This window comes from Citrobacter sp. Cf132 (assembly GCF_030333885.1).
In the GTDB taxonomy this organism is placed as follows: domain Bacteria; phylum Pseudomonadota; class Gammaproteobacteria; order Enterobacterales; family Enterobacteriaceae; genus Citrobacter; species Citrobacter freundii.
Window position 1 is genome coordinate 29957 of record NZ_JAOWFA010000053.1, and the last position, 17036, is coordinate 46992.

Sequence of the window (17036 nt, forward strand, 5' to 3'; positions counted from 1 at the left end):
ATTGTCAGTGGGTGACGCTATTGTGCGCCGCCCAGGTGAAAATCTCAACGCTTCGGGTTCTGTAACTGACAGTTATTTAGCACAATTCTGTCTCGTTTATAGACCGTTGCCTCGTCTCCTTTAGACCAGAAAACGTAGATCCCATCGGTATAGCGCGCACCTGATGCCGATACGCCCTGTTTGAGGTTCAATAGCTGATTATCATAAACAAAGCTTGCCGTCTGGCGGGTATTGTTCAGCTTGACGGTAAGCGGTTTTTCGTCGCAGCGGTATTCGAGCGTATCCGTTTGCATACGCTCAACAAATTGGTTGTATACGCTACACCCGCTAAGCAGTACCGGCAGACACACTAACAATAGTTTTTTCATAGCCATATCCTGAAGACTTTCCTGGTCCCGGAGGGTAATGGAACCCTCCCTAATATCCCTAGTTTACCGGCATACGGTGCTGAATAATTTCAGTTAACTCTGAGTTCGTGGGTTAGCAGGATAAATCGCCCCTAAAACGCTCGGCTCTGATGCGCCAGTCACAGAAGGCAGATTTCCAGGTAATCCGGCCAGTGTCCGCCACGCCAGCCAGGCAAAGGCTAACGCTTCCATATCATCGCCGCTGATCCCGGCTTCATCAGTTGAGGTGACCTCTGTTCCCGGCAATAGTGCCGCCAGACGCATCATCAGCAGCGGATTACGGCTTCCTCCACCGCAGACCATGAGCCGTTCACAACCGCCGCTTAGCAAGACCTGCTCTGAAATGGTCACCGCGGTCAGTTCGGCAAGCGTCGCCTGCACATCCCGCGGACTAATCCCCGGGAACTGCACCAGATGACGTTCTATCCAGCCATAATTGAAATACTCACGACCAGTGCTTTTCGGCGCAGGCGCGGAGAAATAAGGGTCGTTAAGCATATTTTGCAGTAACGGCAGGATAACCATTCCCGAAATGGCCCACTGTGCATCTTTGTCGTAAGGTTGACCGCATTGCCGCCAGATCCAGGCATCCATCAGCATATTGCCCGGCCCGGTGTCGTATCCGCGAACGGGTTGTTGCGGAATAAGCAGAGACAGATTGGCAATCCCGCCGATGTTTAACACCATCCGCCGTTCCGTTGGATGTGCCAGCAGTGCCTGATGAAACGCGGGAACGAGCGGTGCACCCTGCCCGCCAAGGGCGATATCACGTCGACGAAAATCGCCGACTACGGTTATCCCTGTACGCGCAACAATCTGGTTGTTATCGCCAATTTGCAGCGTGTGTGGCGCAGCACCGTTCGGTTCATGCCACACGGTTTGCCCGTGGCAACCAATCGCAACGATATCCTGCGGTTTCAATTTTTCTTGCGCCAATAACGCATTCACTGCCTCAGCAAATAAATAACCGAGCTGTGCGTCCAACTGACCAAACTGAGAAAGTGTAAGCTGCTGCCCCTGGCAGATATCCAGAATCGCTTGTTTAACATGAATGGGGATGGGCCAGGTCAGACTCGCCTGCTGCGCAACCATCGTTTCATCTATTGTCGCCAGCACAACATCGACGCCATCAAGGCTGGTTCCAGACATTACACCGATAAAACGGCCCGATTTCATAGGTCATCCTTTTAAGCAAATTAGCCTTGACACTCAACCATAAAGTGTCGACTAATGCCATGCTTGCTTAATGATTTTTGGTGGCTAATCATTACAATGATCGTTTAATTACATCAATTACATGAATGATTCGTTTATACTCGGTTGATCCGATTTCGGTTAAGATTTTCATATTGTTCCAGTAGAACATGTGACCTTAGGCTCACAAATGCCATATAATTTAACCATGAAGGGTGCTTTATTAGCGTTTCGTGGTGACAAAGGAGATTTGTAAATGATTAAACGTGTGCTGATTGTTTCATTAATGGGCGTATCTTTAGCGGGTTGCGTTAACAATGATAGCCTTTCAGGTGACGTGTATACCGCATCCGAAGCGAAACAAGTTCAGAACGTTACCTACGGTACGATTGTGCATGTTCGTCCGGTGCAAATCCAGGGTGGCGATGACGCAAACGTGATTGGTGCTATTGGTGGTGCGGTACTCGGCGGGTTCCTCGGTAACACCGTCGGCGGCGGTACGGGTCGTTCATTAGCGACGGCTGCAGGCGCAGTTGCCGGTGGCGTAGCGGGTCAAGGCGTACAAGGTGCGATGAATAAAACCCAGGGTGTGGAACTGGAAATCCGTAAGGATGATGGTAATACCATCATGGTGGTTCAGAAACAGGGTGCGACCAAGTTTTCAGCCGGCCAGCGCGTTGTTATGGCTAACAACGGCAGCCAGGTTACCGTGTCTCCACGCTAATCTAATTCACGTGTGGTCAGACCCTGGCCACACGTCATTTTTTGCTTCAGCCCTGTGACTGCAGCTCAATAATATTGTGTTCCAGCCTGGCGACCAGTTTAATCAGCAGATCAATTTCCTCAGCTGAAATCCCTTCCAAAATTTCTCCACGCGTCTTGTTGATAACCGCTTCCATATCAGCGATCAGCGGCTCTGCTTTTTCTGTCAGTTTAATTCTCTTTGCCCGACGATCGCTGGCGCAAGTCTGTCGTGAAATGAGTCCCTTTTCCTCTAACTGGTCAAGCGTACGTACCAACGAAGGCTGCTCGATGCCAATCGCTTTAGCCAACTGAATCTGCGATTGATCCGGCGGCAACTGATGAATGTTGTGCAGCGTAACCCAATGCGTCTGCGTCAACTCCAGAGGTTTCAGGCGATGGTCAATCAGAGCACGCCAAATGCGCACCAACCGTGCCAGATCAGAACCTAATGGCGATTCCAATTTCATCTCCTTATAATTAGCTTGCTAAGTTATTGTGCTGATTTTAGAATAGTGTGCAGCATTTGTATTCCCAAAACAAATGTATTGCCAAATTTGCTTACCGGCTGACATTTTTTCAGACATTATGCGTTACGGAGACTCATTGTCTCTTTTTTGCTAAACCTATAGCAATGCTCTCTTCCGCCAAGGATTTTGCCCGTGAAGTTTATGTTTAATGCAACAGGATTGCCCCTACAAGATTTAATGATCGGCGCATCTGTCTACTTCCCTCCTGTTTTCAAGGCGATTGTAGCAGGATTTATTCTCTGGCTGGTTGTTCATCGCCTACTGCGCGACTGGATTTACTCTGGCGAAATCTGGCATCCCTTGTTAATGGATCTGTCACTCTTTACGCTTTGCGTATGTCTGGCCTTTGTTATGCTGATAGCGTGGTGATTATGTCGCTTAAAACCGTTAAATACTTCTCCACTATTATAGTCGCTGCAATCGCAGTTTTCGCCGGGTGGTGGATGTGGAATTACTATATGCAATCGCCCTGGACACGTGATGGCAAAGTGCGAGCTGAGCAGGTCAGCATTACGCCACAGGTGTCAGGTAGCATTAGCGAACTCTATATAAAAGATAACCAGTTTGTGAATAAAAGCGATGTCCTTTTTATTATCGACAAGACGCCATTTCACATTGCTGAACTGAATGCGCAAGCGCAACTTGCAAAAGCGCAGTCTGACCTGGCGAAAGCCAATAACGAAGCCAACCGTCGCCGTCATTTATCGCAAAATTACATCTCAGCCGAGGATCTGGATACCGCAAATCTCAACGTGAAAGCCATGCAGGCGAGTGTTGAAGCAGCAGAGGCCAGTCTGCGCCAGGCACAGTGGCAATTGACGCAAACGGTGGTCAAAGCCCCCGTAGCGGGCTGGGTCACCAATCTTTCAACCCGTACCGGAGACTACGCTTCAACCGGGAAGCCTCTGTTTGCTCTCGTCGACAGTCACTCTTTTTATGTGATGGGGTATTTTGAAGAAACTAAGTTGCGCCACATTCGCGAAGGTGCACCAGCCCTCATCACGCTCTACAGCGGCGATATAAAGTTACAGGGTCACGTTTCCAGTATTGGTCGTGCTATCTACGATCAAAGTGTGGAAAGTGATTCCGGCCTGATTCCAGATATCAAGCCCAACGTGCCGTGGGTGCGTCTGGCGCAGCGTATCCCGGTACGCATCGAATTCGACGCCCTGCCGCGGGATGTCACGCTGGTATCAGGTACAACCTGCAGCGTATCCATCGGCCAGCGTAAATGAAACTACCTCGCCTGACACCTGGCAATTTGCCGTGGTTTAAAGCCACGGCGGCACAGTGGCGTTATGCGCTGCGTAACACCATTGCGATGTGTCTGGCGTTAACTTTTGCTTATTATCTGAATCTGGACGAACCCTATTGGGCGATGACCTCAGCGGCGGTGGTCAGTTTTCCCACCGTTGGCGGGGTTATCAGCAAAAGTCTGGGTCGCGTGGCGGGTAGCTTACTGGGTGCCACCGCCGCATTGATTATTGCCGGTCATACCCTTAATGAGCCGTGGTTATTCTTGCTGAGCATGTCGGTGTGGATCGGTTTTTGTACCTGGGCCTGTGCGCATTTCACCAATAACGTTGCCTACGCCTTTCAACTGGCAGGTTATACGGCGGCGATCATTGCGTTTCCCATGGTCAATACCGTGGAAATTACGCAGTTATGGGATATCGCGCAGGCACGCGTGTGTGAAGTCATCGTCGGTATCTTGTGTGGCGGTGTGATGATGATGATCCTGCCCAGCACCTCCGATGGCATCACGTTACTGACTGCTTTGAAAAACATGCATTCACGTTTACTGGAACATGCCAGCCTACTCTGGCAACCAGAAACCACGGACGCCATTCGCACAGCCCATGAAGGTGTTATCGGTCAGATTCTTACCATGAACCTGCTGCGTATTCAGGCGTTCTGGAGCCACTACCGTTTTCGCCGACAAAATGCTTTGCTCAATTCGCTGTTGCATCAACAGTTAAGGATGACCAGCGTGATTTCCAGTCTGCGCAGGATGCTGTTGAACTGGCCTAATCCCCCTTCCAATACCCGGGAAATTATCGAGCAGTTGCTCAGCGAACTGATAAAATCCAATGCTAATAGCTACACCGTTGCACGTATTATTGCCCCATTGAGACCCGTCGATGCACGCGACTATCGACACGTCGCCTTCTGGCAACGACTGCGTTATTTTTGTCGGCTCTATCTGCGCAGCAGTCATTATCTGCATTTACTGGAAAATGGCGTTACCGCCGAGCGTATTAATATCGTCCGCACGCCGGGGCTTGCCCGTCATACCGATAATGCGGAAGCTATCTGGAGCGGGTTACGTACGTTCTGCACTTTGATGCTTATCGGCGCATGGAGCATTGGCGCACAATGGGAATCAGGCTCTGGCGCACTCACGCTCGCCGCCATCAGCAGCGTGCTGTATTCCGCCGTTGCCACGCCGTTCAAGTCGCTTTCTTTGCTGATGCGCACACTGGTTCTGCTGTCGCTGTTTAGCTTTGTGGTTAAGTTTGGCCTGATGGTGCAAATTTCCGACCTCTGGCAATTCATTCTTTTTCTCTTCCCGCTACTCGCCACCATGCAACTGTTGAAGCTGCAAATGCCAGCCCTGGCAGGTCTTTGGGGGCAACTGATTGTATTTATGGGTTCGTTTATCGCGGTGACCAATCCGCCGGTATATGATTTTGCTGATTTCCTGAATGACAATATGGCGAAAATCACTGGCGTGGCGCTGTCATGGCTGGCCTTCGCCATTCTGCGGCCCGGATCGGATGCACGGAAAAGTCGCCGTCATATTCGCGCCCTGCGCCGGGATTTTGTCGATCAGCTCAGCCGACACCCGTCACTCAGTGAAAACGAATTTGAATCGCTGACCTATCATCACGTCAGCCAGCTCAGCAGCAGTCAGGACGCGCTGGCGCGACGCTGGTTATTACGTTGGGGGGTCGTATTGCTGAACTGCTCGCACGTGGTGTGGCAACTGCGCACCTGGGAGGCGCGTTCGGATCCGCTGGCTCGCGTCAGGGACGTGTGTATCTCTCTGCTGCGCGATGTAATGAGCGAACGTGGCGTCCAGCAACGACCACTGAATGCCACGCTGAGTGAGCTACAACGCATCTGCGATACGCTTGCCCACCATCATCAACCTGCTGCACAGGAGTTATCGGCATTGGTCTGGCGGCTACACTGCTCGCTTTCACAACTCGAACAGGCGCCACCGCCGGGCACTCTCAGTAGTTGATTATTTGATAACACCACAGGCGTAGCGCGCTCCGCCACCGCCAAGCGGTTTCGGTTGATCGGACATATTATCGCCGCCCACATGGATCATCAGCGCTTTGCCTTTAACCTCATCGAGCGTTTTGAGGCGCGGCGCAATGACCGGTGTTGTGGCGTTTCCGTCGTTATTCACCACCAGCAGCGGCAGGTCACCCATATGACCTGCGCCTTCCGGGCCTTCGTGTTTGCCGGTTTGGTGCGGATCATAATGGCCTCCAGCCGATTCCGCGGCTGAGGCTTTCCCTTCTTTAATCGCCGGTTGGCAGCTGCCGTTCATATGCACGTGGAAGCCATGTTCTCCCGGCGGCAACGCTTTCAGATCGGGCGAAAACTCCAGCCCCTTTGCGGTTTCAGCAATAGTGACCGTACCAATCGCCTGGCCAACGCCTTGCGACGTGACCAGATTCATCTTCACTTTTTCTTCAATGGCAGCCTGCGCTCCTGCACAGGCGAGTAGAGTGATGATGGCCAAACTCAAACGCTTCATAAGACCTCCGTCCAAAAGGTGTCTGATTGTTAAGTGTAAACCAGTGACGCAATTTTGAACGGAGATGCACCAAAAACACGATTAAGGTACGTCGTAACCCAGTGCAGCTTTACGAATGCGGAACCATTGCTGGCGAGACATGTTCAGCGTCTCAGACTCAATGGCGGCGCGTACGCGCTCTATTTTTCCTGAGCCAATAATCGGCAGCGGCTGAGACGGCAAACGTAAAATCCAGGCGTACACCACCTGCTCAATAGACTGCGCGTTTAACTCTTCTGCGATCGCGGCAAGTTCATTTCGTAATGGCTGGAACGCATCGTCATTAAACAAGCGACCGCCGCCGAGGCAGGACCAGGCCATTGGACGAATACGCAACTGTTGCAGTTGATCTAAAGTGCCATCCAGCAGGAGCGGCTGATGTACCGGAGAGATTTCAACCTGGTTGGTCGCCAGCGTAAACGGCAGACGCGATTGCAACAATGAGAACTGTGCCGGGGTGAAATTAGAGACACCAAAGTGACGCACTTTGCCACTGTGGTGCAATTTTTTGAAAGCGTCGGCGACGTCGTCAGCATCCATAAGCGGATCGGGACGGTGGATGAGCAACAGATCAATATGATCGGTCGCCAGCAGCTTCAGCGATTCTTCCGCACTGGCAATAATATGCGCGCTGTCGGTAATGTAATGTCCCAGCGCATTTTCCGCGCGCGCCGTCGTCGCGATCCCGCATTTGGTCACAATCTGCATTTTTTCACGCAAATGCGGAGCCAGTTTCATTGCCTCACCAAACGCCGCTTCACACTGGTATCCACCGTAGATATCGGCGTGATCGACGGTGGTCACGCCCAGATCCAGATGCTCTTCAATAAAGCTGACTAGCTGGCGCGCGGACATATTCCAGTCCATCAGGCGCCAGTACCCCATCACAAAGCGAGAAAATTCCGGGCCTTGCGGCGCAATAGTAATACGCTGAACCATAGCAGCTTCCTTTTAAGTGAATGTGCCTCGAGTATACGCAATTACGCTTTTAAAAGAGTGAAGGTTGTTGCGGTTCTTCCGAAGGGTTAGCTTTGTTCGCTCGTAATTTACGCATCAGGCGCTGACGACAAAGCCGTAGCACTTCCTGCTTTTGGGCATCGCTCATCTTTTGCCAGTTAAAACGTTCATCCCGACTGCGAAAACAGCCACGGCAAAATCCGCGTTCGTCAGACTGACATATTCCACGGCATGGGCTCTGGACGGGGAAAAACTCCAGCTGTTCGGCCACATCCCCTCCTTTAGTAAGATTGATATACTTATTGAAGACGTTAACTGAATTTCTCGCAAGCGCTATTGCATTAGACCGACTGGTCTATTACACTCCTGTTCATGAACAAAATCACTGAACACGATACACGCGAACATCTACTGGCGACTGGCGAACTGCTGTGTATGCAGCGCGGCTTCACCGGCATGGGTTTAAGCGAACTACTGAAAACCGCTGAAGTGCCCAAAGGTTCGTTTTATCATTATTTTCGCTCTAAAGAAGCGTTCGGTGTCGCGATGCTGGAACGCCACTATGCGGCCTATCATCAGCGACTGGCTACGCACTTTGATACGGGTGCGGGAAACTACCGCGACCGCATTCTGGCCTACTATCAGGAAACCCTGAACCAGTTTAGCCAGCACGGCATTATTAGCGGCTGTTTAACTGTAAAACTGTCTGCCGAAGTGTGCGATCTGTCAGAAGATATGCGCACAGCGATGGATAAAGGCGCGCGGCACATTATTGTGCTGTTAGCGCAGGCACTGGAGAAAGGTCAGGCCAGCCATTGTCTGTCCTTTGTTGGCGAGCCGTTACAGCAGGCGCAAGTACTGTATGCGCTGTGGCTTGGCGCCAACCTACAGGCCAAGATTTCTCGTAGCGCTACTCCGCTGGAAAATGCGCTGGCGCACGTTAAAAACATCATCACAACGCCTGCCGTTTAACAGGCGTTTTTATTTCTTTTATTACTAGACGACCGGTCTATTCAGGAGTGCCACATGTCATCTGAAAAACTGTTTTCCCCACTGAAAGTGGGTGCCATTACGGCAGCAAACCGCGTATTCATGGCGCCACTGACGCGTCTGCGCAGTATTGAGCCTGGCGACATCCCTACTCCGCTGATGGCCGAGTATTACCGTCAACGCGCCAGCGCGGGTCTTATTATCAGCGAAGCGACGCAGATTTCCGCACAGGCGAAAGGCTATGCCGGAGCACCCGGCTTACACAGCGAAGCGCAAATTGCCGCATGGAAGAAAATCACCGCTGCCGTACACGCTGAGCAAGGTCATATTGCTGTCCAGTTGTGGCACACCGGACGCATCTCTCACGCCAGTCTGCAACCAAATGGTCAAGCTCCAGTTGCACCTTCCGCGATTAGTGCTGGAACCCGCACCTCGCTGCGCGATGAAAACGGCCTGGCAACGCGTGCCGATACCTCAATGCCACGTGCGCTGGAAACCGAAGAGATTCCGGGCATCGTTAATGACTTCCGCCAGGCGATAGCCAACGCGCGCGAAGCGGGTTTCGACATGGTTGAACTGCACTCTGCCCACGGCTACCTGCTGCACCAATTCCTGTCGCCAACCTCTAATCAGCGTACCGATCAATACGGCGGTAGCGTCGAAAATCGTGCGCGTCTTGTGCTGGAAGTGGTTGATGCCGGTATTAAAGAATGGGGTGCCGATCGTATTGGTATTCGCGTCTCCCCGATTGGCTCATTCCAGAACGTTGACAACGGTCCGAACGAAGAAGCCGATGCGCTGTATCTGATTGAACAATTGGGCAAGCGTGGAATCGCTTACCTGCACATGTCTGAGCCGGATTGGGCCGGTGGTGAGCCGTATTCCGATGCGTTCCGCGAAAAAGTTCGCGCGCGCTTCCACGGTCCTATCATTGGTGCTGGTGCCTACACCCCTGAAAAGGCAGAAGCGCTGATCGAGAAAGGTCTGATCGACGCCGTTGCTTTTGGTCGCGCCTATATTGCTAACCCGGATCTGGTGGCGCGTCTGCAACGCAAAGCGGAACTGAATCCGCAACGTGCCGAGAGCTTCTACGGCGGCGGCGCGGAAGGTTACACCGACTATCCTACCCTCTAACGTCACAATCTCCGCTCTGCCATTGATAGCGGCGTAACAACGCCGCTATACTAAAACAACATTTTGAATGTATTAGCCATTTTCGAAGGGGAAAAAGATGCGTTTACTCCATACCATGCTGCGCGTGGGTGACCTGCAGCGTTCCATCGAGTTTTATACCAACGTGCTGGGCATGAAGCTGCTGCGTACCAGCGAAAACCCTGAATACAAGTACTCTCTGGCTTTTGTCGGCTACGGTCCTGAAACCAGTGAAGCCGTAATCGAACTGACCTATAACTGGGGTGTCGACAAGTATGAGCTGGGTACTGCCTATGGCCATATCGCCCTGAGCGTAGACAACGCGGCTGAAGCCTGTGAACGTATTCGCCAGAATGGCGGTAACGTAACGCGTGAAGCGGGTCCGGTAAAAGGCGGCACCACAGTGATTGCGTTCGTTGAAGATCCGGACGGCTATAAAATTGAGCTGATCGAAGAGAAAGACGCCGGGCGCGGCCTGGGCGACTAACTTCCCCCTCGGGCGCAGATCGTCTGTGCCCGTAGTTTTATACTCATCATTTTGCCATAATACGCGCTGCAATTTTCCCGTATTAAGAGACCCAGATGTCCGATAACGCTCAACTTTCCGGTCTGTGTGACCGTTTTCGTGGTTTTTATCCTGTCGTCATTGATGTCGAAACCGCAGGGTTCAATGCCAAAACCGATGCGCTGCTTGAGATTGCAGCCATCACACTGAAAATGGATGAACAAGGCTGGCTGATGCCGGACACGACGTTACATTTCCACGTAGAGCCGTTTGAAGGCGCGAATCTGCAGCCGGAGGCCCTCGCCTTTAACGGTATTGACCCGAACAATCCGCTACGCGGCGCGGTCAGCGAATATGACGCTCTGCATGCCATCTTCAAAATGGTGCGTAAAGGCATTAAAGACAGCGGCTGCAATCGGGCAATCATGGTGGCGCATAACGCTACGTTCGACCACAGTTTCATGATGGCAGCAGCAGAACGCGCCTCGCTGAAACGGAATCCGTTTCATCCATTTGTCACCTTTGATACAGCGGCATTAAGCGGTCTGTCATTGGGGCAAACGGTGTTGTCAAAAGCGTGCCTGGCGGCGGGAATGGAGTTTGACGGGAATCAGGCACACTCGGCACTGTATGACACCGAACGTACGGCCGTGCTGTTTTGCGAAATCGTTAACCGCTGGAAACGTCTCGGTGGTTGGCCTCTTCCCGTGCCTGAAGAAGCGTAACGGCGACATAAAAAAAAGCGACCATTTCAGGTCGCTTTTTTACTTCTGCTGATATTACTCAGCGTCCGGCTCTTCGGTTTTGTATTTCGCAGCTGTTTCTTTAATCAGCTGCTGCAACTCACCGCGCTGGTACATTTCGATCAAAATGTCACAACCGCCAACCAGCTCACCATCAACCCACAGTTGTGGGAAAGTTGGCCAGTTTGCGTATTTCGGCAGTTCGGCGCGAATATCCGGGTTCTGCAGAATATCAACGTAAGCAAAGCGTTCACCACAGGCTGACAGCGCCTGCACAGCCTGAGCGGAGAAACCGCAGCTTGGCAGTTTAGGAGAACCTTTCATGTACAGGAGAATCGGGTTTTCAGCGATCTGGCGCTGGATTTTTTCGATAGTGGTGCTCATTATCTTGCTTCCTTAAACTTCTTTTACGGCAGTAGTCTGACATTGTAACGGGTCAGACAGGCAACGGAAAATAACATTTTCATTACGCGTTATTATTTTATCCCCTGACGCTAAAAGTTGCATTCATAATCTCATTTATCCCCTTCAAACATGTGGTTTTGATTATCTGTTCACCAACTCCAACGTTAATTGATGTTTTTTTTTGCGGTCGGTTACGAAACATAGTTTTAAACAAAAAAAGCTATTAACTTTCCCTCTTTCTATAGATTAGAATCGTCAAGTTTTGAAAATCACACGCAGGCACGATAGACCTGCCTTACCAGAGGACTGCTCAGTGGCGCGGATAAACCGAATCTCGATCACGCTCTGTGCTTTACTTTTTACTACACTGCCCTTTACGCCTATGGCTCATGCTTCCAAGCAAGCCAGGACGACACCTACCAATTCTCACACCATCAAAACGGTAGATAAAAAGAAAAGCGCAACAACCAGCCAAAAAACAACAAAGACCAGCAAGAAAACGGCGACAAAAACCACCAGTAAAACCAGCACCAAAACCGCTTCCTCTTCTAAAAAACGCACTGCCACTCCGGCAAAGTCGACTAAAACTGCAAATCGTCGTGGTAAAACTGCCGTAGCACAAACCGCAGCTGTTACCTGGACTGAAAAATGCACACCGCGCAAAGGTCATAAACCACGCTGCGTGAAGGTGAAAACCACTGCACCAACTACGCTTGCTGACGCCCATAAAGTGAAAGTCCAGAAAGCGACTAAAACCGCTATGTCCACCTTGATGAACCAAATCGGTAAACCTTATCGTTGGGGCGGCTCCTCGCCAAGAACCGGGTTTGACTGCAGCGGTCTGGTTTATTACGCCTATAAAGATCTGGTGAAGTTCCGCATTCCGCGTACCGCGAACGAAATGTATCATCTGCGTGATGCAGCACCGATTGAACGTGGCGAACTGAAAAATGGCGATCTGGTCTTCTTTCGTACCCAGGGTCGCGGAACAGCCGATCACGTCGGCGTCTACGTCGGAAACGGTAAGTTTATTCAGTCACCGCGTAGCGGGCAGGAAATTCAAATCACCTCTCTGAGCGAAGATTACTGGCAGCGCCACTATGTGGGCGCTCGTCGGGTAATGACGCCAAAAACAATTCGCTAAAAACTTACCCTACAGAACATGCTGTAGGGTAAGTTCTTCTTTTGCATAACCTTTCAATTTGCTACCCTATCCTTACTCACAATGAGGCTATTGTGTGTACTCAATATAAATAATAAGGAGAGAAGCAATGTCGTTTGAATTACCTGCATTACCGTATGCCAAAGATGCTCTGGCACCGCACATTTCTGCCGAAACGCTGGAATATCACTATGGCAAACACCATCAAACCTACGTGACCAATCTGAACAATCTGATTAAAGGCACGGCGTTTGAAGGCAAATCACTGGAAGAGATCGTTCGTAGCTCTGAAGGCGGTGTATTCAATAACGCAGCACAAGTATGGAACCACACGTTCTACTGGAACTGCCTGGCACCAAACGCAGGTGGCGAACCAACCGGTAAACTGGCCGATGCAATTGCCGCCTCCTTTGGCAGCTTTGCAGATTTCAAAGCGCAGTTCACCGATGCCGCTATCAAAAACTTCGGTTCTGGCTGGACCTGGCTGGTTAAAGGAACTGATGGCAAACTGGCTATCGTCTCCACCTCCAACGCAGGTACTCCGCTGACCACCGACGCGACGCCGCTGATGACCGTTGACGTATGGGAACACGCCTACTACATCGACTATCGCAATGCCCGTCCTGGCTACCTGGAACATTTCTGGGCGCTGGTGAACTGGGAATTTGTTGCGAAGAACTTCGCAGCATAAAAAAGATAACGCAGAAGGGCTTCCTTCTGCGTTTTTGCATTAATTCGTGGTCGTGAAAGCCTCTTCTGGCTGTCTTCTTGCGGAAATAAACACCAGCAGCAGCGCAAGACCCGCCACAATCGCCCCCATCACTGGCACAAAACTGTAGCCCAGGCCGCCTGATATCACCGCCCCACCGGCCGCTGCACCCAGAGCGTTCCCCAGATTAAACGCGCCAATATTGACTGACGATGATAATCCAGGTGCTTCACTGGCAACGCGCATCACACGCATCTGCAACGGTGGAACGACCGCGAACGTCGCCGCGCCCCAGACCACCATACTGATCGCCGCCCCCAGCTCATTACTCGCAAGGAAAGGAATGGCCAGCATAATAACCATCAGCAGCAGTAAAAAGCCTTTCAACGTACCGTTGACTGAACGGTCAGCAAACTTGCCACCAAAGTAGTTACCGATCGAGAAACCAATGCCTATCAACACCAGCATCCCGGTAACAAATGCCGGAGTGGCATGAGTGATAGTATGCAGAACCGGCGAGATGTAGGTATAAAGCGTGAACATCGCCCCAGCACCCAGTACGGTAGTCAGTAACGCCGACAACACCTGTGGGCGCATAAGTACCGCCAGTTCGCTGCGAACATCCGGGCGCTCTCCGGCTCCACCCTTGGGTAAGGAGAAGAACAGGCTGACCATAGCAATGACGCCCAGACCCGCAGTGGCCATAAATGACATGCGCCAACCGATGGTTTCACCAAGCCATGTCGCCGCCGGAACGCCGCCAATATTGGCGATGGTTAACCCCATAAACATCGTTGCTACGGCGCTGGCCTGCTTATGTTTGGGTACAACACTGGCAGCAACCACTGAACCGAGACCAAAAAAGGCCCCATGGTTAAGACTGGTCAAAATACGCGATAGCATTAGCGTGGTGTAATCCGGCGAGATAGCCGAAAGCACATTACCCAGCGTGAAGATCGCCATCAGGAATATCAAAGCATTACGTCGCGCGCGATGAGACAGCAGCAATGTCATCAGCGGTGCACCTACCATCACACCTACCGCATAGGCGCTGATCAGCATGCCGGCCGCCGGAATCGAGACATCCACACCTTTGGCTATGACGGGCAATAATCCCATTGGCGAAAATTCGGTGGTGCCTATGCCAAACGCTCCGATCGCCAGCGCCAGTAAAGGATAATTGAGTTTCATATTGCGACTCCGTAACGTCGAGCCGTGGCGCGACATAAAATAAGAGTCAAAAGCATGACATTGATCGCAAAATTAATAAAGTTAACAAAATTGCAAAAGACTTTTGCTTATTCGCAAACAATAGAAGAGATAGACGAGCGGAAAGAGTGAGGGAGAGCTAACTCCCTCGGGGAAATCAATGCAGCGCTGCGGTCAGGCCACCCGCAACGATCAAACCCAGAACAATAATGGTAGTCACTAACGAAAATTTCAGATCGGTGCTCATCAAGTTTTCTCCTTTTTATTCCCACACAAAAAGTGATATTGCGCATTTTTACACACTTGAAAGCAAAAATCTCTCACGATTTATATTGATAACTGCTTTTAACTCTTCCCCTTTTCGTTAAGATCAGACAAAATTCCACGCTTACTTGATTAGCGTACCGGCCATTGACCCCTTCCTGACGTTCCGTGTCGTTTTCCCGGCGTGCCGCAACCCTTACGTTGCGCTAAGGGTGTGTAAAGGCAAACGTTTACCTGGAGTATTCTCAGGAGCTTAGGATATGGTCTGGAGTGAGATGTAATGGCAACAATTAAAGATGTAGCGAAGCGAGCAAACGTTTCCACTACAACCGTATCACACGTAATTAACAAGACGCGCTTTGTCGCGGAAGAAACGCGTAATGCTGTCTGGGCAGCGATCAAAGAACTGCACTATTCTCCGAGCGCAGTTGCCCGCAGCCTGAAGGTGAATCACACCAAGTCTATTGGCTTGCTGGCGACCAGCAGCGAAGCGGCCTATTTCGCAGAAATTATCGAAGCCGTGGAGAAAAACTGTTTCCAGAAAGGCTATACGCTGATTCTAGGTAACGCATGGAACAGTCTCGAAAAGCAGCAGGCCTATCTGTCGATGATGGCGCAAAAGCGCGTTGATGGTCTGCTGGTGATGTGTTCTGAGTATCCGGAGTCGCTGCTTTCGATGCTCGAAGAGTATCGCCATATTCCGATGGTCGTCATGGACTGGGGCGAAGCTAAAGCCGACTTTACCGATACGGTCATTGATAACGCCTTCGAAGGCGGTTACATGGCGGGTCGGTATCTGGTAGAACGCGGTCATCGTGAAATTGGCGTGATCCCAGGTCCAATGGAACGTAATACCGGGGCCGGGCGTCTGGCGGGCTTTATGAAAGCGATGGAAGAAGCGCTGATTAAAGTGCCTGATAACTGGATTGTCCAGGGCGATTTCGAGCCTGAGTCCGGCTATCGCGCCATGCAGCAAATTCTGTCGCAATCGCATCGTCCAACCGCTGTCTTCTGCGGTGGCGATATTATGGCGATGGGTGCGCTGTGCGCCGCTGACGAAATGGGTCTGCGCGTACCACAGGATGTCTCACTCATCGGCTACGACAACGTGCGCAACGCCCGCTTCTTCACGCCGGCCTTAACGACTATTCACCAGCCGAAGGATTCACTAGGTGAAACGGCCTTCAACATGCTGTTAGACCGTATCGTGAATAAACGTGAAGAGTCACAGTCTATCGAGGTGCATCCACGTCTGGTTGAGCGTCGCTCCGTTGCCGACGGTCCGTTCCGAGATTACCGCCGTTAAGCCTGTTGTGCGGGAGTCTCATCTGGCTCCCGCAGCCATTCCTTGTTCAACGTTTCACTATCCCCTAAATAGTCCAGCAGCCAACTCAATGCCGGTGACGTATCGTTCTGCTGCCATGTCAGACAGCATGCAGCATCAGGAAAGGGGTTCTCCAGTTGCAGCGCAACCCACTTGCCGCTATCGATCCACGGCTTGGCAAAATGCGTCGGTACCATGCCAACACACAGCCCTGCTGATAAGCAGGTAGCGGATGATTCCCAGTCAGGCACCACGACGCGCTTTTGGTTATCCAGCAGCCAGGTAATACGCTTTGGCAGTGTACGGGAGGTATCTTCGCGCACCAGTGACGGCCAGTTGCGCAACGTATCATCACTTAGCGGTCCGGGCATTGATGCCAGTGGATGATGGCTGGCTACCACGCAGCTCCAGCTCAGCATTCCCATATCGCGGAAGGTATAGCGCCCCCCTACCGGAATCGCCTGTGTGGCGCCGATGGCCAGCTCCACGCGTCCATCGGACAGCGCGTCCCATACGCCGTTAAACACTTCCTGAAAAACTAACAACTCCACATCATCAAAGTGACGGTAGAAATCCACGATCATCTGTCGGGTACGATCCGGGCGGACAATGTTATCGACTGCGATCGCCAGCTGTCCGCGCCAGCCGTTGGCAATTTGCTGACATTGCTGGCGCGTGATCTGCATTTTTTTGATAACAGAGCGACCTTCTTTTAAAAACCATGCCCCGGCAGGAGTTAATTCCACATCCCGATGGCGTCGCTCAAAAAGTGGTACCGCCAGCCACTCTTCCAGTTGGCGCACAGTGTAGCTTACCGCCGAAGGTACACGGTGTAGCTCCTGTGCGGCTGAACTAAAGCTACCGTTACGCGCAACCGCATCAACCACTTCAAGTGAATATTCCGACCACATATTCTGCCTGCAAAAATTTTGA

20 protein-coding genes and 1 pseudogene are annotated in these 17036 nt (G+C 51.5%); 11 read left to right on the plus strand and 10 right to left on the minus strand.

Annotated features, from left to right (window positions below; all coding sequences use genetic code 11):
* Positions 1-44: 44 nt before the first annotated feature.
* Positions 45-374 carry a C-type lysozyme inhibitor gene (gene mliC / locus OGV85_RS10840; RefSeq protein WP_003029170.1) on the minus strand — a complete coding sequence of 110 codons (330 nt, stop codon included), beginning with the start codon at positions 372-374 and terminating at the stop codon, positions 45-47.
* A gap of 87 nt (positions 375-461) precedes the next feature.
* Positions 462-1583: an anhydro-N-acetylmuramic acid kinase gene (gene anmK, locus OGV85_RS10845; RefSeq protein WP_003029171.1), complete on the minus strand. Its 1122-nt coding sequence runs from the start codon at positions 1581-1583 to the stop codon at positions 462-464.
* A gap of 274 nt (positions 1584-1857) precedes the next feature.
* Between anmK and slyB the strand changes: the two genes are divergently transcribed.
* The gene (slyB, locus tag OGV85_RS10850) at positions 1858-2325 is read left to right on the plus strand and encodes an outer membrane lipoprotein SlyB (RefSeq protein ID WP_003029175.1); all 468 of its coding nucleotides are present in this window, start codon (positions 1858-1860) and stop codon (positions 2323-2325) included.
* 46 nt (positions 2326-2371) lie between these two features.
* Here the strand turns inward: slyB and slyA are convergent, their stop codons facing one another.
* Positions 2372-2812, minus strand: a complete 441-nt coding sequence (gene slyA, locus OGV85_RS10855; protein ID WP_019076732.1) for a transcriptional regulator SlyA — start codon at positions 2810-2812, stop codon at positions 2372-2374.
* A gap of 192 nt (positions 2813-3004) precedes the next feature.
* Between slyA and OGV85_RS10860 the strand changes: the two genes are divergently transcribed.
* From OGV85_RS10860 to OGV85_RS10870, 3 genes and pseudogenes are all read left to right on the plus strand, one after another.
* Positions 3005-3241, plus strand: a complete 237-nt coding sequence (locus tag OGV85_RS10860; protein WP_003029180.1) for a DUF1656 domain-containing protein — start codon at positions 3005-3007, stop codon at positions 3239-3241.
* 2 nt (positions 3242-3243) lie between these two features.
* The gene (locus OGV85_RS10865) at positions 3244-4107 is read left to right on the plus strand and encodes an efflux RND transporter periplasmic adaptor subunit (RefSeq protein ID WP_061548233.1); all 864 of its coding nucleotides are present in this window, start codon (positions 3244-3246) and stop codon (positions 4105-4107) included.
* Positions 4104-6144 (plus strand): annotated as a pseudogene (locus tag OGV85_RS10870) (FUSC family protein). The gene OGV85_RS10865 and the pseudogene OGV85_RS10870 overlap by 4 nt, the downstream one beginning before the upstream one ends.
* Here the strand turns inward: OGV85_RS10870 and sodC are convergent.
* The 3 genes from sodC to OGV85_RS10885 form a co-directional block, all read right to left on the minus strand.
* Complete coding sequence (gene sodC, locus OGV85_RS10875) at positions 6120-6644, minus strand: superoxide dismutase [Cu-Zn] SodC (protein ID WP_061548232.1); 525 nt, start codon at positions 6642-6644, stop codon at positions 6120-6122. The pseudogene OGV85_RS10870 and the gene sodC overlap by 25 nt on opposite strands.
* Before the next feature lie 81 nt (positions 6645-6725).
* A complete protein-coding gene (locus OGV85_RS10880; RefSeq protein WP_003029189.1) occupies positions 6726-7622 on the minus strand; it encodes an aldo/keto reductase in 897 nt (298 codons plus the stop codon).
* A 49-nt stretch (positions 7623-7671) separates the two neighbouring features.
* Positions 7672-7911, minus strand: a complete 240-nt coding sequence (locus OGV85_RS10885) for a DUF1289 domain-containing protein (protein WP_003029191.1) — start codon at positions 7909-7911, stop codon at positions 7672-7674.
* A 101-nt stretch (positions 7912-8012) separates the two neighbouring features.
* Here OGV85_RS10885 and OGV85_RS10890 point away from each other — a divergent pair, with 101 nt between their 5' ends.
* From OGV85_RS10890 to rnt, 4 genes are all read left to right on the plus strand, one after another.
* Positions 8013-8612, plus strand: a complete 600-nt coding sequence (locus tag OGV85_RS10890; protein WP_003836447.1) for a TetR/AcrR family transcriptional regulator — start codon at positions 8013-8015, stop codon at positions 8610-8612.
* A 54-nt stretch (positions 8613-8666) separates the two neighbouring features.
* Complete coding sequence (locus OGV85_RS10895) at positions 8667-9764, plus strand: alkene reductase (RefSeq protein ID WP_003029197.1); 1098 nt, start codon at positions 8667-8669, stop codon at positions 9762-9764.
* 97 nt (positions 9765-9861) lie between these two features.
* Positions 9862-10269, plus strand: a complete 408-nt coding sequence (gene gloA, locus OGV85_RS10900; protein WP_003029198.1) for a lactoylglutathione lyase — start codon at positions 9862-9864, stop codon at positions 10267-10269.
* 95 nt (positions 10270-10364) lie between these two features.
* Positions 10365-11012: a ribonuclease T gene (gene rnt, locus OGV85_RS10905; protein WP_003029200.1), complete on the plus strand. Its 648-nt coding sequence runs from the start codon at positions 10365-10367 to the stop codon at positions 11010-11012.
* Between the two features lie 54 nt (positions 11013-11066).
* Here rnt and grxD read toward each other — a convergent pair whose 3' ends face one another.
* Entirely contained in the window at positions 11067-11414 is a 348-nt protein-coding gene (gene grxD / locus OGV85_RS10910; RefSeq protein WP_003832760.1) for a monothiol glutaredoxin 4, read from the minus strand.
* Between the two features lie 334 nt (positions 11415-11748).
* Between grxD and OGV85_RS10915 the strand changes: the two genes are divergently transcribed.
* A complete protein-coding gene (locus OGV85_RS10915) occupies positions 11749-12579 on the plus strand; it encodes a C40 family peptidase (RefSeq protein ID WP_032935840.1) in 831 nt (276 codons plus the stop codon).
* A 127-nt stretch (positions 12580-12706) separates the two neighbouring features.
* Complete coding sequence (sodB, locus tag OGV85_RS10920; RefSeq protein ID WP_003029205.1) at positions 12707-13288, plus strand: superoxide dismutase [Fe]; 582 nt, start codon at positions 12707-12709, stop codon at positions 13286-13288.
* 39 nt (positions 13289-13327) lie between these two features.
* Here the strand turns inward: sodB and OGV85_RS10925 are convergent, their stop codons facing one another.
* Together OGV85_RS10925 and cydH are read right to left on the minus strand one after the other, a co-directional pair.
* Positions 13328-14497 (minus strand): MFS transporter, encoded by a 1170-nt coding sequence (locus OGV85_RS10925; protein WP_016150189.1) that lies wholly within the window; start codon positions 14495-14497, stop codon positions 13328-13330.
* Positions 14498-14672: 175 nt separating this feature from the next.
* On the minus strand, positions 14673-14762 hold the full coding sequence (gene cydH, locus OGV85_RS10930; protein WP_003029209.1) for a cytochrome bd-I accessory subunit CydH: 90 nt from the start codon (positions 14760-14762) through the stop codon (positions 14673-14675).
* A gap of 297 nt (positions 14763-15059) precedes the next feature.
* Between cydH and purR the strand changes: the two genes are divergently transcribed.
* Positions 15060-16085: an HTH-type transcriptional repressor PurR gene (gene purR / locus OGV85_RS10935; protein WP_003029211.1), complete on the plus strand. Its 1026-nt coding sequence runs from the start codon at positions 15060-15062 to the stop codon at positions 16083-16085.
* On the opposite strand, the gene punR is transcribed toward purR, so the two are convergent.
* Positions 16082-17014 (minus strand): DNA-binding transcriptional activator PunR, encoded by a 933-nt coding sequence (gene punR, locus OGV85_RS10940; protein ID WP_003029215.1) that lies wholly within the window; start codon positions 17012-17014, stop codon positions 16082-16084. The two genes, purR and punR, sit on opposite strands and share 4 nt — an antisense overlap.
* Positions 17015-17036: the final 22 nt, after the last annotated feature.